We start from the raw sequence: 26,397 nt of genomic DNA, 5'->3' as shown, positions 1-26,397 counted from the left end.
CCGATTGGTCATTTGCCATTCCGAACAATTATTTGCTATGAATCTTCTCCCAATTTTCAATGTTCTGTTGGACAAGTTCATCCCACGTCAATTTACCAGTTACGTACTTTTGGACACTTGCACCAAGGGCATCATTCCAACCAACCGGATATCCATTAAACACCCACCCAATCGTGTTTCCATCTTGGGAGTATTTATAAATTTCTTTTGAAATTGGATCGGCTATTTTTTCTACATCATATCCTTCATAAGCAGGAATGAATTTAAAATCTTCCAAAACGGCTTTTTTCCCTTCTTCAGATGTATACATCCAGTCGAGGAACTTCTTCGCTTCTTCCTGTACCTTTTCATCCGATTTCTTGTTCACTGCCCAATAGTTCGGTACTCCGACTGGCATTCCTGCTTTGTCTCCATTAGGAATCGGAATGATACCAATGCCTTTTTCCGCTAATTCCGGGTCCATATCATACACTGTGTTATACACCCAGTTACCTTGCTGAATGATTGCAACCTTTTCAAGTGAGAACAGCTCTTCCACTTGTTGGGAGTAATCAAGACTTGTTGTCGGCTGGACGGAATATTTATTTTGGATATCGACCATTTGTTTAAACTTGTCACCATCCGTGAATTTAACAGTTGGAGACTTGCTTGCTTCTAACACATTCCCATCAAACTCCGGTGCTAAGAATACATTGGATAAATGGTTTCCTGTCACCCACTTCTCTTTAACCGGGTAAGCGAAAACTGCATCGATTTTCAATTTGTCTTTCTGTGAATCCATTTTCTTAACTGCCGCCTCTAGTGCTGTATAACTTGTAATTTCTTCAGGATTGATTCCGGCTTCCTTAAATATCCGTTTGTTATAAATAAAGCCGTATCCTTCCTGGTTAAATGGAAGTCCGAGAACTTGCCCGTCCTCTTCCACGCCATCCAAAGTGCCATCAAGTGCTGCTGCCGCTGCCTTCGTGTCCTTTAAATCTGATAATCTATCTTTATATTGTTTGACATCTACAGGTCCGCCAATGTTAAAAACCGCTGGCTCCTCACCTGAAGCAAACTTTGCCGTAATGGCTGATTTATAATCATTTCCACCGCCAACTGTCGATATCTCGATCTTCACATCTGGATTTTCTTTTTCATATTGTTTTACCAATGACTCGAATTGCGACTTGAATTCTACCTTGAATTGAAATATATCCAGAGTCACTTTATCCTTAGAGTCGCTGTTTCCACCAGTAGAAGAAGAGCATCCAGCCAAAATCACACTAAAAATTAATAAAACAGAAAAGATTCCTCCGTACCATTTTTTACGATTCATGCCTACCGACTCTCCCTTTTTTTCATAATATTCATGCAATTTTAAGAAAACGTTTGCATAAAAATAGTAAAATAAAAACCTTTCATTCTACGATTTGCATAGTCTATCGCACTTCTTTTACATCACCTCCTCACAAACCTCTTTGCAAACGTTTACATTTATGCGCTTTATATTACCACTAAATTACATACTTTACAATTAAATTGTAGTATATTGTAAAAAAAGGATATTCGAAACCTTCTCAATCTAATTATATGATTCAGAAACCATTGATTATTCCTTTTTCCGATTATAAAAACTAATTTATTGTACGGGCCACTTTCACCTCTGACATTAGTACTCAAAAAGGGAAACCCAACGGTCCCCCTCTTTTCACCTCAATACCATCTGCACATTGGATGAACCATATTCATCTTTTAGTTCATAATATTTATCGCTTGCTTGTCCAAATTCTTTAAACACACCACTAATGATCAATTCATTCGTTTCCTTATCAACTACACTGTACTTGATATTGCTTTTCCCAAACTTTCTGTCATCCACTTTTAAAAGGATCATCTTAGACACCTCCATATTTAATGGCTGCACTCCTCAGGGTGTGTGGTTTCTTACTTACATAATATAACAAATTATTTGGAATTTACAGATTTTTTTACATTGCAAAATAAAAAAGCCTATTAGGCCTTTTCATTTCGAACTAACCATATCAGCTTCCCGACAGATTGCTTCAGGACTTCGAGATATCCAGGAATCCTTCACCAAATACATCCCGAACGTCATGTATGGCTATAAAAGCATTGCTATCCGTTGACTGCACAATTCTCTTTAATTTGAGTACCTCTTGCTTACTTATAACGATATATAAAATATCCTTGGATGCTTTTGTATAGTATCCATGACCGCTAAAAACGGTTACCCCTCGGTCCATCAATACCGTCACTTGTTTTGCAATCTGGTCCGCTTCATTTGATATGATGGTAATCGCTTTTTTCGGGTTCAATCCCTCAATGATGAATTCCATCGTTTTTGTTCCAATATAAAGCATTAGGATAGTAAGCATCAGACCTTCTGCGCCAATGATGAAATAAGATGAGAACGCAACGATTAAATCGAAAAACAGAAGTCCATAACTTAAGCTCCATCCCAAATATTTATTCGTAATTCGGGCTAGGATCGTTGTACCGGCAGTAGTACCTCCAACTCGAATGATTATACCAATCCCTGCTCCGGCAAAAACCCCTCCAAATATCGCATTGATGACCATTTCATCGGAAGATATATTCCAACTTTCGGTTAAATGAAGGAAAAGCGAGTTGAATGCAACGGCGATGATGGTATAAATCGTTGTCATTTTCGACAGATATTTATAACCGACAATGAGCAGGAAAGCATTAATGATCAAACTTAACAGCCCTGGTGACCACTCAAAAAGATAAAATAAAATGATGGTTATCCCCGTGACTCCTCCCTCACCAAGTTCATTGGGAATAACGAAAAGATTTATTGCCAAAGCGAAAATAAAAGCTCCTATTAATATAAATAAAACATCTAAAGAAATCTTTTTCATATTTACTTACCTTCCTTTATTTAATGGTTAATGTGAAAGAAATAGGTTAATTTCACTGCTCTATAGTAACATGGAATTCCATTTAATCCTTTAAACATTTGAAGGTTTAACAAAAAGACTACCTTGGTAGTTAGATTATCTTCAATGAATAAGCTTAATACGTATAAAGGCACTAATTTTTTCTAAGCTCTTTTAGACATTAGCTTAACAAAGCTGCTGCCCATGGAAAACAGCAGCCATCATAATTCCCCTTATAACTTATTGTTATGGTCAAATGTTAGTTTACTCATACTGGCTCCACTACATGGTTCAAAGGACAAATTCTAATCAGAATGCTGATAATAGTTCTCCTCTTTCGCCCCTCGTTATCTCCCTGATCTATGGATAATTATTTTATTATCATGTTCCTTTTCAAAGCTTGACAGTTTTATAGAGTCATGATTAGAATGTTTTATATGTCAACCTAAACCGATTTAAGTTAACATATACCAAAAGGAGAATGGCCATGCACAGTGAAAAACAATTACCTGGTTGGGAAGAAAAAATAAAGAAAGAACTGGCTTATTTAGAAGAGATATCGCAAAAACGTGAACTCGTCACAACGGTATTTGCCGAGAAGCCATGGCTTGTTATCAACGGTCATAGGATGCTAAACCTTGCTTCCAATAACTATTTAGGATATGCAGGAGATGAACGGTTGAAAAAGGCTATGGTTGATGCAGTACATACATATGGTGCAGGAGCAACGGCTTCACGTTTAATCATTGGCAATCATCCTCTTTATGAGCAAGCAGAACAAGCTCTTGCCAATTGGAAGAAAGCAGAAGCAGGTCTCATTATCAACAGTGGATATAACGCAAACCTAGGAATTATCTCCACCCTGCTGTCTCGTAACGATTTTATTTATAGCGATAAATTGAATCATGCAAGCATTGTCGATGGAGCTCTTTTGAGCCGTGCAAAGCATATACGCTATCGTCATAATGATTTAGATCATTTAGAAGCATTATTGAAAAAATCAGCGATTGAAGCACGTAAATTAATCGTGACGGATACGGTCTTCAGCATGGACGGTGACTTTGCTTACCTTGAAGACCTTGTCCGGTTAAAAGAACGTTATAACGCAATGTTAATGACTGATGAAGCACACGGAAGCGGTATCTACGGTAAAAACGGTGAAGGCTATGCCGGTCATCTCCATCTTCAAAATAAAATAGATATCCAAATGGGAACATTCAGTAAAGCGCTCGGTTCATTCGGGGCCTATGTTGTCGGAAAAAAATGGCTTATCGACTATTTAAAAAATCGCATGCGCGGATTCATATATTCAACTGCACTTCCCCCTGCCATACTCGGTGCTATAAAAACAGCGATTGAGCTTGTACAAGAAGAGCCAGAACGCCGCTCACTGCTCCAAGCACATTCAGAACACTTTCGAGAAGAACTCACATATTATGGGTTTAATATTTGTGGAAGTCGATCACAAATTGTTCCTATCGTCATCGGGGAAAACGAAAAAGCGATGGAATTTGCCACACGTTTGCAGAAAGAAGGAATTGCAGCTATTGCTGTCAGACCGCCGACCGTTCCTGAAAATGAAGCGAGAATCCGTTTTACCGTGACAGCTCTCCACGATAAAGAAGATCTTGATTGGGCAGTTAAAAAGGTTTCGATTATTGGGAAAGAAATGGGTGTTATTGAATGAAAAAGCCGAATTTAATCATGCTTCCTGGCTGGGGAATGGAAGAAGGAGCATTTCAACCGTTAATCAAGCCGCTGTCTGAAGCATTTAACCTTTCATTTTTAGAATGGAGAGATATGAAAGCATTAAATGACTTTGAAGAAAGAGTCATAGACATAATCACTTCCATCGATGGTCCTTCTTTTTTACTTGGCTGGTCATTAGGATCACTAGTATCACTTGAACTTGCAAGTTCGTATCGAGAAAAAATAAAAGGTTTTATCCTTTTTGGCGCTACAAGTCGGTTTACCACGGATGAAAACTATTCATTTGGCTGGAATCCACTTATTGTCGAGCGGATGAAGAAACAACTACAGCGTAATAAAGAGAAGACTTTGACTTCTTTTTATGAAGCAATGTTTTCCGAAGCTGAAAAAGAAGAAGGTTTTTATCATCAATTCAACAAAACAATTCAACACAAGTTTCATGGAGATGATGTGTTTTCGCTTCTTAAGGGTTTGGATTATTTACTTCAGAAAGATGCTAGGGCAAGACTCGACCGGATTGAAGCACCCGTTATATTGCTTCACGGGAGGGAAGACAAAATTTGTCCACTCGAAGCCTCATCTTTCATTAAAGAAAATCTGGGTGGGAAAGCCAAGGTTCATATTATCGAAGGCGCTGGTCATATTCCATTTTTCACAAAACCACTGGAATGTATGGAGCATATAAATACATTTATTCAAAAGGAGTACATTCATGATAGATAAACGATTGTTAAGTAAGCGGTTCAGTGAACACGCGAAAACATATGATGCGTATGCCAATGTTCAAAAAAACATGGCAAAACAATTAGTGGATTTGCTTCCTCAAAAAAACACCAATCATAGAATCAATATTCTTGAAATTGGCTGCGGCACTGGATACTTAACCAGGTTACTCGTCAAAACATTTCCTAATGCGGTTATTACGGCTGTTGATTTAGCACCAGGAATGGTTGAAGTGGCGAAAGGACTGACAAAGGAAGATCGTGTTACTGTTTTATGTGCTGACATCGAAGAAATGGAACTCCATGGAAACTACGACTTGATTATTTCCAATGCAACGTTTCAATGGCTGAATAACCTTCCTGCAACACTTGAAAAATTGTTTACGCAATTAACGCCTGAAGGAAGCCTGATATTTTCGACGTTCGGTATTAAAACCTTTCAAGAGCTTCATATGTCCTATGAACATGCGAAAGAAAAGCTTCAACTTATCATTGGTAGTTCACCAGGCCAAATGTTTTACACACTAGAAGAATTATCCCAAGTTTGTGAAGAAGCAATCCCCAATTCATCAGCATTTCCAATCGAGATGACAAAAATGGAAGCGCTTGAACTAGAGTACTTTCAGACAGTACGTGAATTTTTCACTTCAATCAAAAAGATTGGTGCTGCTAACAGCAACAAAGAAAACTACTGCCAGCGCCCTTCCTTTTTTCGGGAGTTAATCAATATATACGACAGAGAATACCGAGATGAATCAGGTGTGAAAGCAACCTATCACTGTTTGTTCTTTAAAATAAAAAAACATAATTAATCCGAAGAGAACGGTCGGGGGTACCAGCATTGTATCCTTTTCTTATAGTCGCATATAAAAATATGGCTTTGCCTTTTGCTTACATAATTGCAGCCCATTCCTATAAAATTATTTATAACGGTTCCATCTAGTATTTCAGAGAGTTCAGGCCGCCGCCTCTCCTAATTCCTTTGGAGATGCGGCGGTTCAACTCAAGGGCGTGTGTTTTAAGTATAACTCATCCAAATACCTTGCCATCTGTAATATTGACCACTCGATCACATAAATCTAACATTCTTTCATCGTGCGTTACCATGATGGCCGCTTTATTTCTTGACTTCACCTCTAGTGCAAGCATTTCAACAACATCCCTGCCTCTTTTGGAATCAAGACTTGCCGTTGGTTCATCCGCTAAAATGATTTCAGGATCATTCATCAGCGAACGGGCGATGGCTACACGCTGCCGCTCTCCGCCCGACATTGCTTCTGGCAAGTGATCTGCCCGATGTCCAAGTCCAAGGTGGCTAAGCAATTCGTCCGCTTTTTTCACAGCTTTTTTATTCCGTTTGCCAATCAGTTCAGCAATAAGCAGAAGCTGATCCCGTACGGTTAGATATGGCACCAGGTTCGACGACTGGAATACAAATCCGATTTTTTCAAGGCGCACTCGAGTCAATTCCTTTGGGGATAGTGATGTAATATCCTCACCATTCAGAAGTAAGCGACCTTTACTCGGGGAAAGTAACGCACCTGCTATGGAAAGAAAAGTACTTTTTCCTGAGCCTGATGGACCCACGATGGCGACGAATTCCCCCGCTCCCACATTCAGGGAAATATGATCAAGAGCTGTCACCTTATTCTCGCCTTCTCCATAAACCTTACTGACATTTTCAAATATTAACTTATCACCCATCATGATACCCTCCCTATTGCTTCGATCGCATCTATCTTCGCTACTCGGTATAGTGATAACAGCGAACCCAATACTGATACAACCAAAAGTAACACGGAATATTTAATGACCAAATCGGTACTCAATTCAAATGGCATTCCTTCTGGCATGATTAAAGTGACGCCATATGTCAGTGCAACACTAATGGCAATGCAGGCCACGGCAAGCAGCATGACCTGACCAACGATACTTTTTGCCAGATAACCCGTATTGGCACCGAGTGCTTTAAGAACTCCGAATTGATTGGTTTTTTGCAATGTAATCACATAAAAGAATACAGCCAGCACGAATGCTGCTATGACAAACAAGAAAGCGATCATCATCGTCAATGTACCCTGTTCCTCTTTAAACCCTGGTATACTCTGAAGTGATTCATCTTTTGAAATGAGTGTTACATCTTCAGGCAATGATTCACGTACATTTTCCTCTGCCTTTGATTCCATTTGCACTGCTATCGTGCTGATTGAATCTTTCCCTTGGTTTTTCAATGCAGGATTAATCTCCTGCCATTCCTTAACATTCATGTAAACAACCGGCGAATGGCTGTAAGACTGCATTTCAGTAAAACCAACAATGGTGAAGACCTTACCTGATAGGTCATCTTTTAATGAATCACCTAATTTATAGCCAACCTCTTTTAAAGAACGATCAGCAACAACTTCACCTTGTTTCTTATTATCATAGTTCCTTCCTTCAATGACCTTCGGTGCTAAAATACCATTGGCATTGGTCGCAAAAATCGTGACATCCGTTTTTTCCGTTGAGCCGATTTTATTCAATGTGGTCATCATTTGCCCAAGTCCTTCGGCTGCTTTAACATCCGATGAATCACGGATTTCATCCAGCTTTTCCATGGATATGATCGATCGGTTCAATTTATTTTTAGAGTCATGCTCCATAACGAAATAGTCGGCATTCATGTTTTGTATAGATGAAGCGTTATCTGAAGATAGTCCATTAGCTAATCCTGAAATAATAAAGACAAGCAAAGCGACCAAAATCATGATTAATCCAATAAGCAGATAACGTAACTTTGAATGTTTTAGTTCACGTATTGCTAAAAACATTATTTCATCTCCCATTCCTTTTGTTACCGATTGAGATGAACTAATGTCATAATGTGCTTGACGTTCAATCGGTATAAATTGATTGTAATCAATCAATATGAATGGAAGATGAACGAATGATTACATAAGGGGCAACCGGATATAAAAAGTGGTCCCTTTGCCAAGTTCGCTTTGAACCTCAATTGTTCCTCCATGAAGTTCCACCGTCTTTTTCGTTATAGAAAGTCCTAGGCCACTACCTGTTTCACTCCGGTTTCGAACTTTGTCGACTTTATAAAAGCGGTCCAGGATATAAGGGAGGTCTTCTTCTGGAATTCCCATCCCCGTATCCGCGATCATCACTTCTACAAGACTGCCTATATTTTTTATCCGAATATCGATCGAACTGCCGCTTTCGGAGTATTTAATACTGTTGGTTATCAAATTGGTCCATACTTGGTTTAATAGTTTCTCATCAGCAGAAATGATGGTTGATGGTAAATCCATTTCAATCACCATATCTTTTTCCCGCCAATTCCATTCCAACATAAACATCACTTGCCTTATTTGTTGTGCTAAATCAAAACTAGACCGTTGCAGCGGGTCATCCTCTTTATCCAAGGAAGCAAGCATTAGCAGCTGTTTGCTTAACAACGACATGCGCCTACTTTCTTTTTCGATAATGGACAAGTATTCATCTCTTTGTTCCTTTGTTAACTCCTCCGATTGGAGGGTTTGGGAAAAACCTTGGATCGATGTGAGCGGAGATTGAATTTCATGGGATACATTCGATACGAACTCCTGTCTCATTTCATCCAACCGTTGGATACTATGGGTCATTTTCGAGAAATGCTGTGCCAAATCCCCGATCTCATCGCTTCGGGTGACATTCAATTCACTACTATAATCCCCATCAGCGATTCTTTTTGTAGCTTCCGTTAATTTCGTAATCGGCTTAACAATGAAACGCGTGTTAATGATCACGAATAAAAAACTGAGAAGGAGCGTGAGTACAAGCAAAACTGCAAGGAAAAAGCGGAATTCTCCAAACTGCAGCTCTATATTCGGCCTTACAAACAATGCATGCTTTTCGCCATTCACGTTCATGGGAACCCCAATGCTATTAATCAATACATCTTCAAAAAATCCGGTAATAAATAACCCATTATTATAATTGGCGATCCCTTGATAGGTCTCACCGTTTAAAACTCCAGAAATCGTGTCTGGATCCAAAGCCGTTTCCCGAAACGGCTCACCATATAAAGTACCTTCACCCTGCTCATTAAATAGATACATTTGATAGTGCAATCCCGCAATATGATTTAAATAGTCATCAATATCCTGATCTGGATTTTCCTCATATAAGGAGACGATCTCACTTGCCACTTTACTTATCTTCTCACCATTGTAAGGTTTTTGAACTTTATGATAATAGACATTGGAAATTAAAAAAGCGATGACACTGGCAAGAACCATGATCAAAATGGTTTGAATAACTATCCTGAAATAGAGTGTTTTCACTTCTTGTTGACCTCCAGTTTATAACCTAAGCCACGGACAGTCTTTATAACAAAATCATCGGTCCGCCCGGAAAAACGTTCCCTTAACCGTTTAATATGGACATCAACAGTCCGATCATCCCCTTCAAAATCAGCACCCCACACCAATTCAATAAGCTGCTCACGTGTAAAGACCTGATCAGGAAAACTCCCCAGCTGAGCCAGCAGCTCAAATTCCTTAAGCGGCAGGAGCAGCGTATTCCCCATTATTCGAACCTCATAACTTTTACGGTCAATCACCGTTTGATTCAGTAAGATGGATTCAGAATTCACCATACGGTACCTCCGCAATAGAGCTTTTATCCGAAATAGAAGTTCCCGTGGCTCAAATGGTTTTACGAGGTAATCATCAGTACCCGCAAAGTACCCCTTTTCCTTATCGATAAGTTGATCTTTAGCTGTCAATAAAATGACCGGCAGATCATATTGATCCCGGATTTCCTTACAAAGATCCAGTCCGTTTTTAAACGGCATCATAATATCAACAACCGTCAGATGGACCCGTTCCTTCTCCAGTATCAAGGAAGCTTCATTCCCGTCCTTCGCTTCGAATACCATGTACCCTTCCTTTTCCAAGTGAAATTTAAGCAACTCCCGAATATGCCGATCATCATCCGCAATTAATATATGTATCAAAGAAACCACATCTCCACTTCTTCTATAGCCCTACCTAAACATACAATAGCAATAATTAAACCTGTAAAACAACAAATACTAATTCCAGTTCCTTATAAATTAGTTTGCCACTAATAGGCAAAAAGAAAAGATAAACAAAAAGGCAGCCAAGGTATTCATAAACACCTTGGCTGCCTTTTCCTTATGGTTACTTTTTATACACGTGATATCATCAATAGACATAGATAACAGGTACAACCCATTAATCAAAGCCCCACTTAAAGCAGGGCTTCAATTAACTATGGTTTTAATTGCTGATCACTAAGCCAGCCATCAATATGATCTAAATTAAAAATCAGTAAATTATTGATGGGTCTGAGATGGGGTATCTTTTTATTTAATATTAGATCATTGATTTCCTCTTCGGTAATTGGATAATTTACCGACTCAAGGTAAATTATTAAACTTTTTATACCAAAGGCTTTTCTCATTTAATCACCTCCCACCAAATTCTCCTTATTCAAAATAAAGAAAACTTAGTGCTAGATATTAAATGAAAGTCCGCTTAATACTTTATACCCACTTTTCGAATAAATACTCCTCAATAAATGGTTTACATGGAAACGGTTTATGTAATAGTGGCAAAAATAGCCCCTTAACCTTAAAGGTGTATTAAATGAGGAAATTAATCTAATGAATAGGGTTTCCTCTCCTCGATTATCTCCACTTCATCCCATTCTACAGATTTGGAGTACATAAATTTATCTGTTCGTTCAAACCCATCTGTTTAGCAAGTTCAGTGTTTGTTTCCAACAATACTTTTCCGGCTTTTCTTTCTTCTGATGCTGGAAACAGCTCTCCCTCATATATAGCATAGGGATTAATAGAATATAATTCTTTAACTTCATTTACACCTACTATTTTCGTGTAAATATTATTTCTGTAATAAGTTGTCCATATCATTTTTATCATTGCTAATTAATTCAATAGCTTCCACTGTATCAGATTCAATGAATCTATACTCTTTCCCATTATTTAATTTCCTTCATCCAAAAACAAACTGCTTCCTTCCTTTAACATAGCCTTTTAAAATCATTTTTGATTATAAATAGGAATTTATTTAAGGACATAAAAAAACCCCTATAAAGGACTTTTATTATGTCCATTATAAGGGGGTTATTTCATTTTTCTTCGAGGTTTTTTATGAATGATTTACATATCAGCCCCATACTCTTCTTTAATTGCTTTATCTGCACAAAAACTATGGAATTGATTGATTAATTCATCAACGTCTTCTTTTCTGGTAATTTTTTCAACCCATTCTTTAGGAATGTCGTCCATTTTATAGTACATACCTGCCATTGTTCCTGTAATGGCACCAACTGTATCCGTATCATCCCCTAGATTCACTGCTTTTAAAACGGCATCGCTAAATGAATCTGAATTTCCTAAGCACCAAATAGCTGCTTCTAACGTATGAACGACATAACCATCTGACAGAATTTCTTCTTGTGGTAATGAAAAGAAATCTTCCTCAAAAATTCTTGAATAGGATTGCAGCTCTTTTTGGTATAAATGATCTTGATCAAAATTCTCATCAAAAAGTTCTTTTATTTCCCTTTTTGAAACTTCTGGAGAATTATTATAATAAAGTCTAAGTAAAAACTCGACATAAATAATGGAACCTACCACAGAACGCGGATGTGCATGGGTAACTTCCGTATATTTTTTAATGGTTTGGATTTTTTCAATGAAATTAAAGTTATTAAAAAGGATAAATGCCACTGGAGCGATCCTCATCAACGCCCCATTCCCATTATCAAACATTGCATTTCCGCCACATTCTGGCGCTGGCGTTCCATGTTTAAACTTGGTTATGGCTTCACTAGTAGTTCTGCCAATATCGAACATTTCATGATGTGGTGTCCAATAACCAGATTCCATATACTGAACGAATTTTTGCATTAGCTCCGCTGAATCGCTTTTTTCAATTATGTTTTCAATTAAACATAAAGTTAACGAAGTATCATCCGACCAAGTGCCTGGCGGCTGATTATAGGTTCCATATCCCGTTATATCATTAATAGTAAAAGTCCCTCTTTTTTTAAATTCAACTGGGACACCGAGCATGTCTCCAATAATACCGCCATACAAACTTGGTAACATTCTTGTTTTTAGATTAAATCTCAAAAAATTTTTACTATCGTCTTCCCATCTGTCTACCATTCTTCTGCCTGTCATTCGTTCCACCTACTTTTTAATTAAGTCTAGTATAAGATGCAATTTACCATTTGCATCTTCATTCGCCTCTTTTATGAACAACTCTTGACCTGCATTGAGAAGTAATTCGGCCTCATCAGGGACGTTACTAATATCGCCGACATAGGCAGCTTTTGCTCCTTGGGGTATATTAATTGTCCATAAAACTTCTTTATAATCAAAGGAAGATTCTTTTACAATCGCAGTACTAATAAATCCTTCATCTTTAATAGTCTTGCCTATTAAAGATTCAACATCTATATTCCCATATTTATTTATGCTAAAAATACCTTCAAATGGTCTAAAGTCAGTTCCTCTATATACCTGCATATTATGTGGAACGGTTGCTTTATTAAGTCCACTTTTAATATCATCAATAACCTGCATATCTATGCCATGTAAAGAATCATCGATTCCTCTTAGAAAATTATTAATATATTGATAGTCAATTCCAGTATATTTAATAATAGCCTTTCTTTCACTTTCATTTAAGGATTTCAACCAATTGGTATAGTTTTTATTACCCCATTCATGAGCTTCTGTTATATTACTAATTTTAGGGTTTGCTTCACTGGCACCACCTCTAACACTAAATTTCTGCACGAAATCCTTCACTTTTACTGAATCAGCTTCTAATCCAACCATATTATGCCCAGCAGGTTGAAGGGATGGTTTTAGAACGGGCATTTTGATTTCACCAATAGCCCGGCCAGCCGCTTTCCCATGGGATACGACAATATCCTTAAAGGTTTTTGTTTCATTAGCAATAAAACGGCCGGTTGTTTTTGCAACATTACCGGTGGCTTTGCCCACCTTTATCACATTTTCATATGTGGCATTGCCCATACCGTTAATGATGGCTTGAACCTTCTGAACCTGCTTTTGCGCAAATTCCTTGCTGTAAGGGATGAACTTTGTACCACTTGCTATTTTATCAGCAACCTTGGCCGCACCTGCCACTCCGCCGATTCCAAGAGCCATCAACAGCCCATTCTGGCGCTGTTCCTCAGTCAGTTGGTTGCCGAACATGTCTTTGCCGGTGACCGCTTCTCCTAGTCCGTTGGCTGCAAGGAGGCCGTATATCCCGTATTCGGTTTTCTGGAGGAGGCTAAAGCCTTTTGTCGTTTTATAGGCGTCGAGCGCGTGGTTCGCTGCGTTGAGCCCTTTGGCCGTTTTGTAGATGGCGCTTCCGCCTTTGATGGCCCGGCCGGCCCAGCCGACGACAGGGATGAATCCAGCGGCGGCCATGGCGCCGGCGGCGATTCTTTCGGCTTCGGACAGCTTGCGGCCCGTTACTGGATCGACTCCGGTTGATGCCCTGATTGAATCATAATATCCCGTGAATTCCCCTGTAAAGGTTTTTGTCGTATCCCAGGCCTTTTCATACCATGGGCGGTTTTCGAGCTCTTCCATTTCGCGTTCGATTTCCTTGGCTTCGGCTTGTTGCTTTTTGAAGGTCTGATAGTCTTTCATCTGACCGGCTACTTCATCCTTCACTTGATAGACTTCACTATTTTTAAATGCCTTTTGGTTGAAAGTCATCGGCGAAACGTTGCCGTCCTGTTTGGTGGCATCAAGCAAGGCGCGGAAAAGGCCAACGGCCACGTTTTCCTGGCCGACGGACACATCATATTCCTCGACCAATTGCCTGTCGACATTCTCGACCTTCGTCACGGTGTCATCCAGCCTCTGTCCGGCAAGCGTGATCTTTTCATTAAAGTCTTTTTGGTCGAACATATCAAGAGGCAGGATATCGTCAATGGTATCGAGGATCTTTTGAAGATCGTTCGCTTGTTCATCGACAAGCGACTTCGCTTGGTTGATGCCGTTCGAGACTTCCCCATCTAAAAAGGGAACCTCGACCACCGTATTTCCGGAGAGGTCCGCCTCTTCCAGACTGGCCGGAATGCCTTCCAAAAAACTGATCTGGGTAGTGAATAGTTCCATCCAGGCGTCCGCCACCTCGATTTGCGCTTCATAGAAGCTTTTGATGGCGGCGGCACCAGCTCCTTGAAACTCGTTATCCAGGCCGACGATCCCCTGAAATTCCTTTTTCAAGGCTGCGACTTCCTTCTTTAGTTCTTCATATTGCTTGGCACGCGACTTTGTTGCGGCCGTCAATGTCTTGGCTTCATATATTTTCATCGCGTAGGATACCCATGTGAAGATGTATGGGCGATGGCTTCATCCTGTTCTTTTAATAAGTCAATGTTGGCACGGGTATCTTCCACATTTTTCTGGACGATTTTGATATATTGCTCAAAGACCTTCTCCAGGTTCGTTTCCCGGTCGATCCATTTCGAGGTGAATTCCAATTTATTGTTGCCAAGCTCGCCTGCCGGCAAATTTCCAAGCTTGACTGTACCAAGTGCCGTCTTCACCTGATCGACTTGCTTCGTTACGGCAGGATGATTCAGTTTGATTGTCGTCATTAAAACAACCACCCTTTTAAATATGATATTTTTCTTTCCAATTGATCTATGACGGCTTCCCCTTTACCTAAAAGAACATCCGCTTCATGGGCTATGGTGCCTGCTGCACTTAGAGCCTTTTTCTCTATATTCAGAAACGTGATCTTTCCCTCGATTTTCTCTTGATAGTCGTCATAATCATCATGAATGATTGTTGACATTTCCTTGTATGCATCACTGCGGGCATCTTGGAAGTCTTCTGCACGGTTTCCCGTCCAGCTTTTTGCTAAGTCCGGATTTTTAATTTTAACGATTTCCCCGAGACAGGAATTCTGTTCTTCTTTGATTTGTCTTTTTGCCTGCTCCAAACGATTGATTTTTTCATTCACATCGGACATTTTACTGGAGAGGGCAGAGTGAATTTCACTCAATGAATTTGCATACATCTAAAAAACCACCTCAAACAACTATTCTCATTTGGCAGACTGTCATTTTTTTCATATTTCTCATTATAAGGATTATAGTCTTACAGTTAAATAGGGATAAATAAGCTATTTATGCTAGAGGTTTAGGAAATCCTTCCCATACACACCAATTCCAGATTAGACTTTTCACCCCTGTATTTCCATTTATGAACATAAAAAGAGAGTGCAGGCTGCACCCTCTAATTTTCATACTCATTTTACTGCATTATCTGATTTCCTTTTCGTCCAATAAATGCGGAGCTTTCACCTTTTTCCCTTTTTTATGATTTGGATCAGGTTTTTTAGCTTCGATTTTAGCTTGGTCATAGACAGCGGTTCCGACAATCCCAGCAACATCTTGAAGCTTTTCTTTTGAGATTTTATCAATGGAATCATCAGGAGTATGATACCAAGGTTCTGATGGACTGTGGATGAATAAAGCAGCGGGGATCCCAGCCTCAGCGAAAGATACATGGTCACTTCGTCCGCCTTGTCCATATGGAGTAGGCTCACCATTCAGCCTTGTACTTGATGCCTGAGCCAGCTCGGTCACAAGATTCAATTCTCCATCATTAGTCAAAATGACCAAATCTCCAGCGTCCTTGCTTCCCACCATATCAAGGTTGAAGTTTGCAATCGTCCGCTTGATCTCATCATCAGAGAGGTTCTCCACATAATTCTGTGAACCAAGCAATCCATTTTCCTCGGCCCCAAAGGTGACGAAGCGAATTTCCGTATCTGTAGGAAGATTCTTCAGTACACGTGCAAGTTCAAGTGTGACGGACGTGCCTGATGCATCATCATTCGCTCCAGGTGCCCCAGCGACGGAATCATGATGTCCAGTGATATAAATGATATCGCTCTTCTTAGCTTTAATGGTCTTGGTTGCTTTTTTTGTTGCCACCACGTTATGAGAGGTTTTCTCTCCGGTATAAGCTCCTTCAATCTTAAATGATGCTGTCAGTTTAACTCCAGCATTCAATTTTTCAAGCAGGGCTTCTCCATCCTTTTTCGTTATCGTGACAGATGGAATATACTTATCATTAGCCCCTCCAAGGGTTCCATTTAATTCCCCATCTGTATTATTGAATAGGATGACACCTGCTGCCCCTTTTTCTGCTGCATTTAATACTTTCTCTGCAAAAGTGATGCTGCCTCTTTGAATAAGGGCAATCTTCCCAGTAACACCCGCTTTTTCAAGCTCTTCCTTCGTTCCTAAACCGGCGTATACCATTTCACCGGATAGATCACCATTTACTGAATAGGTTAAATGGTTCGCTTGGATTTCCCCATCAAATCCGTCAACGGACAACTCGACCAGATTTGGGTCTGTATAGGATAAAAAATTGAACTCTTCAATATCGGCTTTATAGCCATAAGATTCGAACTGCTTTTTGATGAACTGGACGGCCTTATACTCAGATTCTGTACCGGCTACTCGAGGTGTTTGTGAGAGGTATTCAATATTCTTGTAGATTTTGTCGACATCGATCCTTTTAACGATTTGCTTGTCTGTGGACGGCGCATGATGTACTGGAGAAGAATTCGGTGTTGCTAAAGCAGTAGTAGTGGTCCCGGCTGCTCCGATTGTTAAGGCTGCGACTAATGATAAGGATAGAAATTGTTTTTTCATAGATTGCCTCCCAGTTTAATAGATTCACTCCATTATTTTACAATATACAGAAAATTCTAACTAGGTAGGTTTATCCCTATTAATCCATGCCTAAAGTACCGAATTTACAAATCAAAGAAATTAGCAGGGGATTTGACCCGCGCCAAAAGCTTTATTTTATTTAATAATTTGTCACATTATATAAAAATTCCTGGGATTCAAACAGGATTTTCGCCTTTCTTCGGGAAAATAGTACAAAGAGAAAATAACTTTAATCAGGGAAGAAGGCGCGAAGATGTCGATAACTAAATTTGTGATGCCGGAAGTTATTTTTGGAAAAGGTTCGATTGAACAAGCTGGCGAGGCCTGCTTGCGGTTGGGTGCCAAAAAGGCGCTGATAATCAGCGACTCCGGTGTTGCCAATGCTGGCTGGTTAGATAAAGTCATTGAATCCTGCCAAGATGTGGGTCTTGCTTTTGCTACTTTCATTGAACTGACGACCAACCCGAAAGACACGGAGATCGAAGCCGGCTGTTTGGCATTTACTGACCAAGAATGCGATGCCATCATTGGTTTGGGAGGAGGCAGTGCTTTGGATGTCGCCAAAGGGGTAGCCCTTTTAGCTACGAATGGTGGCATCATCAGTGATTATGAAGGTGTTGATAAAGTCCACTCTCCCCTCCCACCCATGGTGATGATTATGACTACGGCTGGATCAGGATCAGAGGTCTCTCAGTTTTCGGTGATCGTCGATTCATTCCGCGAGAAAAAAATGACGATCATTTCAAAATCACTCGTCCCCGATATTGCAATAGTTGATCCTGGTACCTTAACCACCTTGGGACCGGATTTGACCGCGGCTACTGGAATGGACGTTTTAACCCACGCCATTGAATCCTACGTTTCAATCGCTGCGACACCGTTGACCGATGTACAAGCTAAAAACGCGTTGTCCATCGTTTCCCGGCACTTACGCCCCTCTGTAGCATCCAGGCATAATGAGGAAGCAAAAAAAGCGATGGCGATGGCGAGCCTGCAAGCTGGACTAGCCTTTTCCAATGCCATTTTGGGAGCGGCCCATGCCATTTCACATGCAATTGGCGGAAAATACCTTCTTCCGCATGGTGAAATCAATGCGATACTGCTTCCCCATGTCATGGATTTCAATCGAATTGCCTCACCAACGCGATTCAGCGAGATGGCTGACATCATGGGCATCGATACACGGGCATTGACCGAGCAGCAAGCAGGAATGGAAGCCGTTCACTTCGTAAGGGAATTATCCCAGGATATAGGGGCTCCCAGGAGTTTAAGTGATGTCGGCATTACGAAAGAAATGATAGATCCCATAGGGATGACCGCTCTTGAGGATGCCTGCATGGTCACAAATCCTCGTGATATGTCATTAGAACAGATTAATCAGCTGCTTCTTACAGCCCTTTAAGAGGTGAAAGGCATGAACAAACTTGAATTGATAGATTTAATGACAGGTGTGAAATCTTCAAAAAAAACGTATTACACGGAACTTAAGAAAACCGTGGATCAGTTGAAGAAGAAAAATATGCAGCTTGAAATTATGAATGACATCACTAAAAATATGAATATTGAAATCGACATCCAGGAGATTCTCCGAAATGTCATTGCCAAACTCAAGCAGCTCATTATATTCGATGACAGTCATTTTGTCATATTGTATGAAGAAGAGCCTGCCCTGCTTCATATCTGCCCCAATGGTCACTGCGAACTTGAAATGGATTCCAATAACCTGTTACACCCTTTTCAGGATTTCTCGTCCGTCTTGAAAGACAAGCAGCCCATTCAGGTGGAAGTTACACGGTTACCGGACTTCCCAGAAAAAGAACGTCTAATATCCCTTGAAATTGAAACACTTCTATTAGTTCCTTTGTACGGAAAAAGTAAAAAAATCGGAATTTGGACTTTTGGCAGGAAGAAAAAGAAAACATGGCATAAAGATGAACTGGATTTTCTTGAGCAACTATCCAATCAGCTTGCACTGACTTTGGAGAATGCCCAGCTTTATAAGGAAGTTCTTCATTCCAAACAGGAGTGGGAAGATACGTTCAAGGCAGTTGAAGATATGATCATCGTCTTTGACCACAAAGGATCTGTCTATCAATCCAATGATTCTGCCCGGGACTTTCCCGACCTGGTTCCTTTAATTGAAGAATCCCAATCTCTGATTCAAGATACCTTTTCATTTAATAAGCCAGGATTTCAGGAAATTCTCCTTCAGAATGATACCATCTTGGAAATGCATGCCTACCCGATTCAGAATAAGGAGCATCAAGTATATGGGGTCATTGCTTATTATAAAAATGTCACTGAAAGAAGACAGATGGAAGTCCAGCTATTACATGCCGGTAAACTTGGGGCGATTGGTGAAATGGCAGCAGGGATTGCCCATGAATTGAATAGCCCATTAACGGCCATTCTTGGTAACTCACAGATTTTATTACGGAAAACCCCACAGGACAATCTGGACTATATGCTATTGAATGATATTAAGATTTGCGGTGACCGATGCAGGCAAATAGTGAAAAGTCTGCTTACCTTTTCAAGGCAGGATGAGTATAGATTCCACTATTACTCTGTTAACGAAGCCATTCACCAGGTTCTGAACCTTTTGAAGTTTCAACTTGGGAAGAAGCAAATTTCCCTCCATCTTTCCCTTCAGGAAGACCTTCCGTTCATAAAGGGCAGCCAGCCGCAGATAGAACAGATCATCATCAACTTGCTATTGAATGCCAAGGACGCATTGGATGAGTCCGCTCTAAAGGAAAAATCGATTGCAATCACTACCTATTCAGAAGACAAGTTCATGGTGATTCAGGTTACTGATAACGGGACAGGGATTGAAAAAGAACGCCTGCCCTTCATATTCCATCCCTTTTATACGACTAAAGACCGGGAAAAAGGTACAGGTTTAGGACTATCTGTAAGCCTTGGCATCGCCAAAGACCATGGAGGCAAGATTGACGTTTTGAGCACGCCAGGAAAAGGAAGCACTTTTTTCCTGAGGCTTCCCTTACAAACAGAAGAGGAAAGGGGATGATAAGGTGATTCAGTTACTTGTGGTTGACGATGAGAAAGAAGTTGGGACTTTTCTATCCCGCCTTTTTACGATGAAGGGTTACCTCGTACAAGTTGTGAACAGCGGGAAGGATTTTCATGAAATCGATTGGAATCAGCAGCGTTTTGATGTTGCAATGATAGACCTGAAGCTTCCGGATTGTGATGGCCTTTCCCTCCTGCAGCATCTAAAGCAACTGCAGCCGCATTGCAAGGTACTGATCATGACCGGATACAGCACCGTCAAGACCGCTGTTGATGCAATGAAACTTGGCGCAAGCGATTATATGGAAAAACCCTTTGTGGATATTGAAGTATTGGAAAGGCAAATTGACAACCTATTGAATGAAAATGAAGATTCGAATCAACATTTCATCCATAAGCTATCCGAGGAATCAGGACTCATTGTCGGTGGAAGTCCTTTAATGAAGAGTTTGATTAAAACGGCTTTCAAGGTTGCCCAAAAATCAGTCAATGTATTAATCGAAGGAGAAACCGGAAGCGGCAAAGAAGTGCTTTCACGCTTCATCCACATAGCCAGCCCCCGAAACAATGAGCCTTTTATCGGCATCAATTGTGGAGCGATCTCTGAATCCCTGCTTGAAAGCGAATTATTCGGTCATGAAAAGGGGGCTTTCACCGGAGCGACCCAGCTGAGAAAGGGTTTTTTCGAAATTGCAGGGAACGGGACGCTTTTCCTTGATGAAATTGCTGATGCAAGTCCGGCCATTCAAGTCAAATTACTTCGAGTTTTGGAAACGAGGGAATTCATGCGGGTTGGCAGCAGCGGGACATTACGGACGAACGCCCGTTTAGTGGCGGCCTCCAATGAAAACCTGCAGCAGGCAGTTGACAAAAAAAAATTCCGGGAAGATCTATTTTATCGACTGAACGTCGTGACTCTAGAAATCCCGCCTTTAAGGAAACGTAAAGAGGATATTCCCCTGCTTGTCCGGCATTTGATTGAGAGAAATGGTCAGGGAGATATCTCTTTTTCCAATGTAGCCATTGAAAAGTTACAGCAACACAACTGGCCAGGCAACATACGCGAACTATCTAATGTGGTCATGCGCACGTTGACTCTCGCAGACCATAAGTCGGAAATAACCGCCAATGATATCTCTCTAACTAAAAGCCAGATCACTCCGAACAAGAAAGAGCCTCCGAATGAGATTCAGACAACTGAAAACCTTCTTGAAGAGTGGCGAAAAAAGCTGGTGGCTGACTTTAATGAGAAAGATGAACTGATGCTTGAAGAAATCCTTACGGAAATCAAACAGCTTCAATCCACAATTGGAAAGGAACTCGTCATGCAGGCACTGCAAAAAACCTACGGCAATCGGAATGAAGCTGCCAAACGCTTGCAGATATCCATAAGGAAACTCCGCTATATATTAAATGAGAAGAACCAGACATAATAAAAAGGAGGATGCCCCGTTCCAGGACATCCTCCTCTGTTCCTATTCTAGCGTCAATACAATGCGTCCGTTGATTTCCCCCTTTTCCATCATTGAAAACACGTCGTTGATTTCATCAAGTGTTCTTGTTTCAATATTCGTTCTGACTTTTCCCTCAGCTGCAAATTGAACAGCTTCCTGTAAGTCTTTTCTCGTGCCTACGATTGACCCTTTTACCGTTACCCCATTTAGTACTGTATCAAAAATCGGGATTGGAAGTTCATCATTCGGCAATCCAACTACGACCAGTGTCCCGCCCCTCTTGACTGAACTATAAGCCTGTTCGAATGCCTTTTTCGTAACCGCTACAGAAATGGCTGCCTGCACACCCCCAACTTTATCCTTTATGGCTTGTACAGGATCAGTCTTAAGCCCATTAACAGTGAAATCCGCCCCCAGTTCCGTTGCCAGATCAAGCTTATCATCTTGAATATCGACAGCAATGACATTAAAGCCCATCGCTTTCGCATATTGAAGGGCAACATGTCCCAATCCGCCAATTCCATAGATTGCTACCCAATCACCAGGTTTTGCTTCTGATACTTTAAGTGCTTTATAAGTCGTTACACCCGCACAGAAAATCGGTGAAACTTCCGCAAAGTCAAGCCCTTCAGGAACCTTCACCACATATTTGGCAGGTGCTTTACAGTATTCTGCATATCCACCGTCCACGGAATAGCCTGCATTCAGTTGATCCAAGCAAAGCGTTTCCCTTCCAGTCAGACAATACTCACAATCGCCACAGGCCGAGTAAAGCCATGGGATCCCAACACGGTCACCTACTTTCAAGGAAGTTACGCCTTCTGCCACCTTTTCTATAATGCCTACACCCTCATGTCCGGGGATAAGCGGAAGTTTAGGTTTAACCGGCCAATCGCCATGTACCGCATGTAAATCGGTATGACACACACCACATGCTTTAATTTTCACTAATATCTCACCATAAACCAATTCTGGGATGGGTACTTCTTTAATCTCAAGTTCTTGGTTAAATTCATTGACGACTGCTGCCTTCATTGTCTTAACCTGTTGTTTTGCATTGAAAGTGCTTTCCCCTTGTTTTACATTCATGATTCATATTCCTCCCTTAATTAAGTGGATATTTTTCTTACTACCACAAATACAAGATGCAAGTGCCATGCCACTTCAAAAGGCCAAGACAACAGCATTCACTTAAAAAAAGTGCCGAAAAGTCGGCACTTCTGGACGAATTAACGGCTCAAGTCGGACGAAATCCGGTTTGTATATTGCAGACCAAATAGCTCACCCTATAAATAGGAGGTGTCCAAAACATGGACCAATTTGAAAAAGCCTATGAATCCTATAAACAGCAGGGAACACCGCAAGCAAACAAACTTGATTCAGCAGGAAAAGAAGAAATCATCGCCGTAAGGAAAAATGAAGAGGACAATATTATCGCCATCAAGACGGACTCCGGCCGCGAGCTCGACTACCCCACTGCCCTCTCGGAAGCCAAAGCGGGCAACCTGGCCAACGTTGACGTATTTCATAAATATGGACGTGACATATTGCGGAGTGAGCCCGATGGGATAAAAGAAAATAATCTGGATCAACTACCGGAGTTTTGAGTTTACGGGGAAACTGCCTGATATGGGCAGTTTTTTTCTGCCTGGATCTAAACAATAAAAAAAGAACCAGCATGATAGCCGGATCCTTAATTCTCATACTGATAAAATTCAGAGATTTCGAGCAGTTGGCCACAGGACTCGACAACCTCAATGATTTCCATCCACGACATGTCCAGACCCAGTTCATTAGCATGGGAAATCTTATCACGTAATTTCCGGATGGCATTTGCATCCTTTTTCCCTTTACTTTTAGAAGGGATTTGGAAGAAGCACCTCAGTTCTTTATCCTTATGGATGATATCGAATTTATCACTGATTTGCAGGCACTCTATTAAATTGATATCTTCATTTTTATCGATTCTCCTCCTATATAATTCGTTTGCTTTTTCTAAACGGTCTTCGCTGATCATTGGATGCCAGGTGCCATCGCCAAATCTATCTATGATGATATCGCTCATCCTCATTTCCAATAAGGTAATATATCCGAATATGAGCATCCTGATTGGAGGCTTTTGAAGGTCGGCATGGGTGATCAACTTTTTAATTGAATTATTCTCTAATACGAACACCCTTGTTTTATTCTTAAAAATATGGAGAAGCTGGATCAAAGGGGTTGAATCCGAAACCATTTCCCTTGGTGAAAAGTTTCTTAAATAATCCGAAACGCTCCCTTCACCTAGTTCTTCCCTTTCTATATATCCGATGATTTCTCCTTGATCTTGCACTGCCAATATATCAAAATTCTTTTTTTCTAGAGCTTTCTGGATATCCAGCGCCATATCGTTTTTATGGCAAAACTCAAGCTCCTGGGCTATGCTCTTTACCGTGATATTTTCTTCATAAAGAGTTTTAAGACTAAGATAGCTGCTATTGCTTTTTCCATGGCTTCCAATTAACATCTTTCATCCTCCGCTTAAGAACTTTCTGCACGTTTTACCAATCACGAACCGCTTTAATTATAGAGCCATTGCCTCAGCAGAAGGTTTGGAGCAATCGCATTCGAACAAGTTTATAAAGCTTTTAGCGCTAACTGAATAATAAAATGTCCATGTCACCAATAAATAAAGTCCACCCAAGTGGACTCAATCCCATTCATCTGGATCTTTTTGGCACCATAAATCAAATGCCATCAACTGCATTGCCTACCGCCGTTTCCTCATTCCCCTCTCCTTCCCAAGCCTTACAAACATCCACCCAACCCTTTGCTCCTGAATATTCAAACAATTCAACAAGTGTAAGGTCTATTGCAGAGTTCGCACTGCCGCATGCCGGGAACAATGACTCAAAGCGCTTCATCGATACATCAAGAAAAACATCTAGATCGTTTGCCAGTCCAAATGGGCAAACTCCTCCGATGGCATGGCCTGTCTGTTCGAGCACTTCCTCAGGTGATAACATTCGTGCCTTGAATCCGAACACCTGACGAAATTTCTTATTATCCACTTTTGCGTCCCCTGCCGCTACAACCAAAATCGCATGTTCACCTTCCCCCCTAAAAGAAAGAGTCTTAGCGATCCGCGCGGGGATAACGCCGATAGTTTCTGCTGCCTCAATCACCGTAGCACTCGATGTTTGGAACTCCATTACATCGCCTTCCCGGTCCCAGTGTTTAAAATGGCTTTTGACACTCTCGATAGACATATTATATTCACTCCTTTGACGTACATATAAAAATAATATCATCCTTCCTTGCAATAAATCAAAATCCTTTTGGACTTCCCTTGCCTTATAAATTAAAACCATTCTTTACAAATTGACCAAACAAGGTTACATGAGATACTATTAATCTTCGGGCAAAAGCCTAAACGTGGTTCGTAACCATCCCACGATAAAAAACTAGGGAGAGAGTAAAATGAATGTTCGTACACTCGTGATAAACGGGTTATTGGCTGCCTTGTATGTGGCGGTCTCATTGGTGTTTAAACCAATAGCTTTTGAGATGTTCCAATTTCGTGTACCGGAAATGTTGAATCATCTGATTGTATTCAATAAAAAATATATCTACGGTATCGTGGGCGGCGTCTTCATATCGAATCTGCTCTTTTCGCCGATGGTGCCATTTGATTTGATTTTCGGGGTGGGGCAATCAGTACTCGCCTTATTGCTTGTCATTTTTGTATCTCGGTTCATAAAAAGCATTCAAGGACGAATGATCGTCACGATTATCTTTTTCACATTCACAATGTTTTTAATTGCAATTGAACTGAACCTTGCCTTTGGCTTACCATTCTTGTTAAGCTGGATGACCACGGCTATCAGTGAGTTCGTTGTCCTCTTGATTGGTGCGCCAATCATTTATGGAATGAACAAAAGAATTCAGTTTGAAAAGTGGCTTTAAAGGAATCTTCGCGTCGTTAACCCACTATAATGGAAAAGAGCTGTCAGCATCATGCGACAGCTCTTTTTTCACCAATTAACTTGAAAATGATAAACTATTAGTCAGAATGGTGGTGACCCTTTGAAAAAAGTCCTGACCTTAACCGGTCTATTGGTAATGGCATTATTTATTTTTTCAAATGCAGAATTATTTACTTTGATTTGGAAAAGTGACTTGGATTCAGTTATTGCCATATTGATGGAAAACTTATTACTTACATTTATTGTGACATTCGTATTGATGTTTGTCCAAAATTCATTTACAATCATCCCCTTAATATTGCTCCTGACTATCAATGTCACGATATTCGGATTCATTTATGGCTACCTATGGAGTTGGTTTACAAGTGTTGTTGCGTCAGGGTTTATTTTTTATGCAGCAAGAAACTGGTTTCAGGAACTTCTTTTAAAGAAAATGGGCAAAAAATGGCAAGAAACTGTTGTGGAGCATGGTTTCATGTACGTTTTTACAGGCAGGATTTTCCCGCTTATCCCAACAAGTTTAATTAACTTGGCTGCTGGAGTCAGCACCGTCACTTTCAAGGATTTTTTATTAGCGACGGCACTAGGCAACCTTATATACTTTTTCTTTCTATCGCTAATCCCATATGGACTCCTATCTGTTGAAATGAACCAATATACGCTAGCTGCACTTGCACTCCTCTTTTTACTATTTTTCATTATCTATAAGCGTGCAAAAAAGAAAAAGAAACTATCCTTATTCAGAAAAAACAGGTGACCGCATTGGAGGGCACTGAAAAAGTCCCTTCGGGCCAATAGAGGTAGATTTTCTCAGTTTATTCTGAGGAAATCTACCTTTTTTTGTTTTATAATCAAGGTA

The 26,397-nt window shown here is 40.5% G+C and carries 26 protein-coding genes and 1 riboswitch; of the genes, 9 read left to right on the top strand and 17 right to left on the bottom strand.

Features of this window, described 5'->3' with window-relative positions; translation table 11 throughout:
- Positions 1–28: 28 nt before the first annotated feature.
- From ACQKKK_RS24780 to ACQKKK_RS24770, 3 genes are all read right to left on the bottom strand, one after another.
- Positions 29–1,318: an ABC transporter substrate-binding protein gene (locus ACQKKK_RS24780; RefSeq protein ID WP_427619787.1), complete on the bottom strand. Its 1,290-nt coding sequence runs from the start codon at positions 1,316–1,318 to the stop codon at positions 29–31.
- Positions 1,319–1,690: 372 nt separating this feature from the next.
- A complete protein-coding gene (locus ACQKKK_RS24775; protein WP_427619786.1) occupies positions 1,691–1,876 on the bottom strand; it encodes a hypothetical protein in 186 nt (61 codons plus the stop codon).
- Between the two features lie 169 nt (positions 1,877–2,045).
- The gene (locus ACQKKK_RS24770; RefSeq protein ID WP_427619785.1) at positions 2,046–2,885 is read right to left on the bottom strand and encodes a YitT family protein; all 840 of its coding nucleotides are present in this window, start codon (positions 2,883–2,885) and stop codon (positions 2,046–2,048) included.
- Between the two features lie 505 nt (positions 2,886–3,390).
- Here ACQKKK_RS24770 and bioF point away from each other — a divergent pair.
- From bioF to bioC, 3 genes are read left to right on the top strand one after another with little or no spacing between them, the layout of a single operon-like run.
- Positions 3,391–4,590, top strand: coding sequence for an 8-amino-7-oxononanoate synthase (gene bioF / locus ACQKKK_RS24765; RefSeq protein WP_427619784.1), 1,200 nt, complete (start codon positions 3,391–3,393; stop codon positions 4,588–4,590).
- A complete protein-coding gene (locus tag ACQKKK_RS24760) occupies positions 4,587–5,336 on the top strand; it encodes an alpha/beta fold hydrolase (RefSeq protein ID WP_427619783.1) in 750 nt (249 codons plus the stop codon). The genes bioF and ACQKKK_RS24760 overlap by 4 nt, the downstream gene beginning before the upstream one ends.
- Entirely contained in the window at positions 5,326–6,147 is an 822-nt protein-coding gene (gene bioC, locus ACQKKK_RS24755; protein ID WP_427619782.1) for a malonyl-ACP O-methyltransferase BioC, read from the top strand. The genes ACQKKK_RS24760 and bioC overlap by 11 nt, the downstream gene beginning before the upstream one ends.
- A 217-nt stretch (positions 6,148–6,364) precedes the next feature.
- Here the strand turns inward: bioC and ACQKKK_RS24750 are convergent, their stop codons facing one another.
- The 11 genes from ACQKKK_RS24750 to ACQKKK_RS24700 form a co-directional block, all read right to left on the bottom strand.
- Positions 6,365–7,042 carry an ABC transporter ATP-binding protein gene (locus tag ACQKKK_RS24750; RefSeq protein ID WP_427619781.1) on the bottom strand — a complete coding sequence of 226 codons (678 nt, stop codon included), beginning with the start codon at positions 7,040–7,042 and terminating at the stop codon, positions 6,365–6,367.
- Positions 7,039–8,145: an ABC transporter permease gene (locus ACQKKK_RS24745; RefSeq protein ID WP_427619780.1), complete on the bottom strand. Its 1,107-nt coding sequence runs from the start codon at positions 8,143–8,145 to the stop codon at positions 7,039–7,041. The genes ACQKKK_RS24750 and ACQKKK_RS24745 overlap by 4 nt, the downstream gene beginning before the upstream one ends.
- A 120-nt stretch (positions 8,146–8,265) precedes the next feature.
- Positions 8,266–9,645 (bottom strand): sensor histidine kinase, encoded by a 1,380-nt coding sequence (locus tag ACQKKK_RS24740; protein WP_427619779.1) that lies wholly within the window; start codon positions 9,643–9,645, stop codon positions 8,266–8,268.
- Entirely contained in the window at positions 9,642–10,319 is a 678-nt protein-coding gene (locus ACQKKK_RS24735; RefSeq protein ID WP_427619778.1) for a response regulator transcription factor, read from the bottom strand. Before ACQKKK_RS24735 ends, ACQKKK_RS24740 begins: the two co-directional genes overlap by 4 nt.
- 278 nt (positions 10,320–10,597) lie before the next feature.
- On the bottom strand, positions 10,598–10,789 hold the full coding sequence (locus ACQKKK_RS24730) for a hypothetical protein (protein ID WP_427619777.1): 192 nt from the start codon (positions 10,787–10,789) through the stop codon (positions 10,598–10,600).
- Between the two features lie 247 nt (positions 10,790–11,036).
- Positions 11,037–11,261 carry a hypothetical protein gene (locus ACQKKK_RS24725; protein ID WP_427619776.1) on the bottom strand — a complete coding sequence of 75 codons (225 nt, stop codon included), beginning with the start codon at positions 11,259–11,261 and terminating at the stop codon, positions 11,037–11,039.
- A 249-nt stretch (positions 11,262–11,510) separates the two neighbouring features.
- The gene (locus ACQKKK_RS24720; protein ID WP_427619775.1) at positions 11,511–12,539 is read right to left on the bottom strand and encodes an ADP-ribosylglycohydrolase family protein; all 1,029 of its coding nucleotides are present in this window, start codon (positions 12,537–12,539) and stop codon (positions 11,511–11,513) included.
- A gap of 9 nt (positions 12,540–12,548) precedes the next feature.
- A complete protein-coding gene (locus ACQKKK_RS24715) occupies positions 12,549–14,702 on the bottom strand; it encodes an ADP-ribosyltransferase (RefSeq protein ID WP_427619774.1) in 2,154 nt (717 codons plus the stop codon).
- A complete protein-coding gene (locus tag ACQKKK_RS24710; protein ID WP_427619773.1) occupies positions 14,699–14,989 on the bottom strand; it encodes a YwqI/YxiC family protein in 291 nt (96 codons plus the stop codon). Before ACQKKK_RS24710 ends, ACQKKK_RS24715 begins: the two co-directional genes overlap by 4 nt.
- Positions 14,989–15,414, bottom strand: coding sequence for a YwqH-like family protein (locus ACQKKK_RS24705; RefSeq protein ID WP_427619772.1), 426 nt, complete (start codon positions 15,412–15,414; stop codon positions 14,989–14,991). The genes ACQKKK_RS24710 and ACQKKK_RS24705 overlap by 1 nt, the downstream gene beginning before the upstream one ends.
- 244 nt (positions 15,415–15,658) lie before the next feature.
- Complete coding sequence (locus ACQKKK_RS24700) at positions 15,659–17,065, bottom strand: M28 family peptidase (RefSeq protein WP_427619771.1); 1,407 nt, start codon at positions 17,063–17,065, stop codon at positions 15,659–15,661.
- A 274-nt stretch (positions 17,066–17,339) separates the two neighbouring features.
- On the opposite strand from ACQKKK_RS24700, the gene ACQKKK_RS24695 reads away from it, so the two are divergent.
- Genes ACQKKK_RS24695 through ACQKKK_RS24685 form a run of 3 tightly spaced genes read left to right on the top strand, consistent with a single transcriptional unit; the run spans position 17,340 to position 21,552 of the window.
- Positions 17,340–18,488 carry an iron-containing alcohol dehydrogenase gene (locus ACQKKK_RS24695; RefSeq protein WP_427619770.1) on the top strand — a complete coding sequence of 383 codons (1,149 nt, stop codon included), beginning with the start codon at positions 17,340–17,342 and terminating at the stop codon, positions 18,486–18,488.
- Between the two features lie 12 nt (positions 18,489–18,500).
- Positions 18,501–20,117, top strand: coding sequence for a GAF domain-containing sensor histidine kinase (locus ACQKKK_RS24690; RefSeq protein ID WP_427619769.1), 1,617 nt, complete (start codon positions 18,501–18,503; stop codon positions 20,115–20,117).
- A gap of 4 nt (positions 20,118–20,121) precedes the next feature.
- Positions 20,122–21,552 carry a sigma-54-dependent transcriptional regulator gene (locus tag ACQKKK_RS24685; protein ID WP_427619768.1) on the top strand — a complete coding sequence of 477 codons (1,431 nt, stop codon included), beginning with the start codon at positions 20,122–20,124 and terminating at the stop codon, positions 21,550–21,552.
- Positions 21,553–21,594: 42 nt separating this feature from the next.
- On the opposite strand, the gene adhP is transcribed toward ACQKKK_RS24685, so the two are convergent.
- The gene (gene adhP, locus ACQKKK_RS24680; protein ID WP_427619808.1) at positions 21,595–22,608 is read right to left on the bottom strand and encodes an alcohol dehydrogenase AdhP; all 1,014 of its coding nucleotides are present in this window, start codon (positions 22,606–22,608) and stop codon (positions 21,595–21,597) included.
- Positions 22,609–22,883: 275 nt separating this feature from the next.
- Here adhP and ACQKKK_RS24675 point away from each other — a divergent pair, with 275 nt between their 5' ends.
- Positions 22,884–23,180, top strand: coding sequence for a DUF3892 domain-containing protein (locus tag ACQKKK_RS24675; RefSeq protein WP_427619767.1), 297 nt, complete (start codon positions 22,884–22,886; stop codon positions 23,178–23,180).
- Positions 23,181–23,266: 86 nt separating this feature from the next.
- Here the strand turns inward: ACQKKK_RS24675 and ACQKKK_RS24670 are convergent, their stop codons facing one another.
- A complete protein-coding gene (locus tag ACQKKK_RS24670) occupies positions 23,267–24,079 on the bottom strand; it encodes a hypothetical protein (RefSeq protein WP_427619766.1) in 813 nt (270 codons plus the stop codon).
- Between the two features lie 220 nt (positions 24,080–24,299).
- Positions 24,300–24,821: a YbaK/EbsC family protein gene (locus ACQKKK_RS24665; protein WP_427619765.1), complete on the bottom strand. Its 522-nt coding sequence runs from the start codon at positions 24,819–24,821 to the stop codon at positions 24,300–24,302.
- A 160-nt stretch (positions 24,822–24,981) separates the two neighbouring features.
- A riboswitch (PreQ1 riboswitch) is annotated at positions 24,982–25,026 on the top strand.
- A gap of 6 nt (positions 25,027–25,032) precedes the next feature.
- On the opposite strand from ACQKKK_RS24665, the gene ACQKKK_RS24660 reads away from it, so the two are divergent.
- Together ACQKKK_RS24660 and ACQKKK_RS24655 are read left to right on the top strand one after the other, a co-directional pair.
- The gene (locus tag ACQKKK_RS24660; protein WP_427619764.1) at positions 25,033–25,518 is read left to right on the top strand and encodes a QueT transporter family protein; all 486 of its coding nucleotides are present in this window, start codon (positions 25,033–25,035) and stop codon (positions 25,516–25,518) included.
- A gap of 120 nt (positions 25,519–25,638) precedes the next feature.
- Positions 25,639–26,295, top strand: a complete 657-nt coding sequence (locus ACQKKK_RS24655) for a TVP38/TMEM64 family protein (RefSeq protein WP_427619763.1) — start codon at positions 25,639–25,641, stop codon at positions 26,293–26,295.
- Positions 26,296–26,397 lie beyond the last annotated feature (102 nt).

It is taken from the genome of Peribacillus sp. NPDC006672, assembly GCF_050274955.1.
GTDB lineage: Bacteria > Bacillota > Bacilli > Bacillales > DSM-1321 > Peribacillus.
Note: the sequence above shows the minus strand (reverse complement) of the source record. Positions and strands in the feature narration are given on the sequence as shown.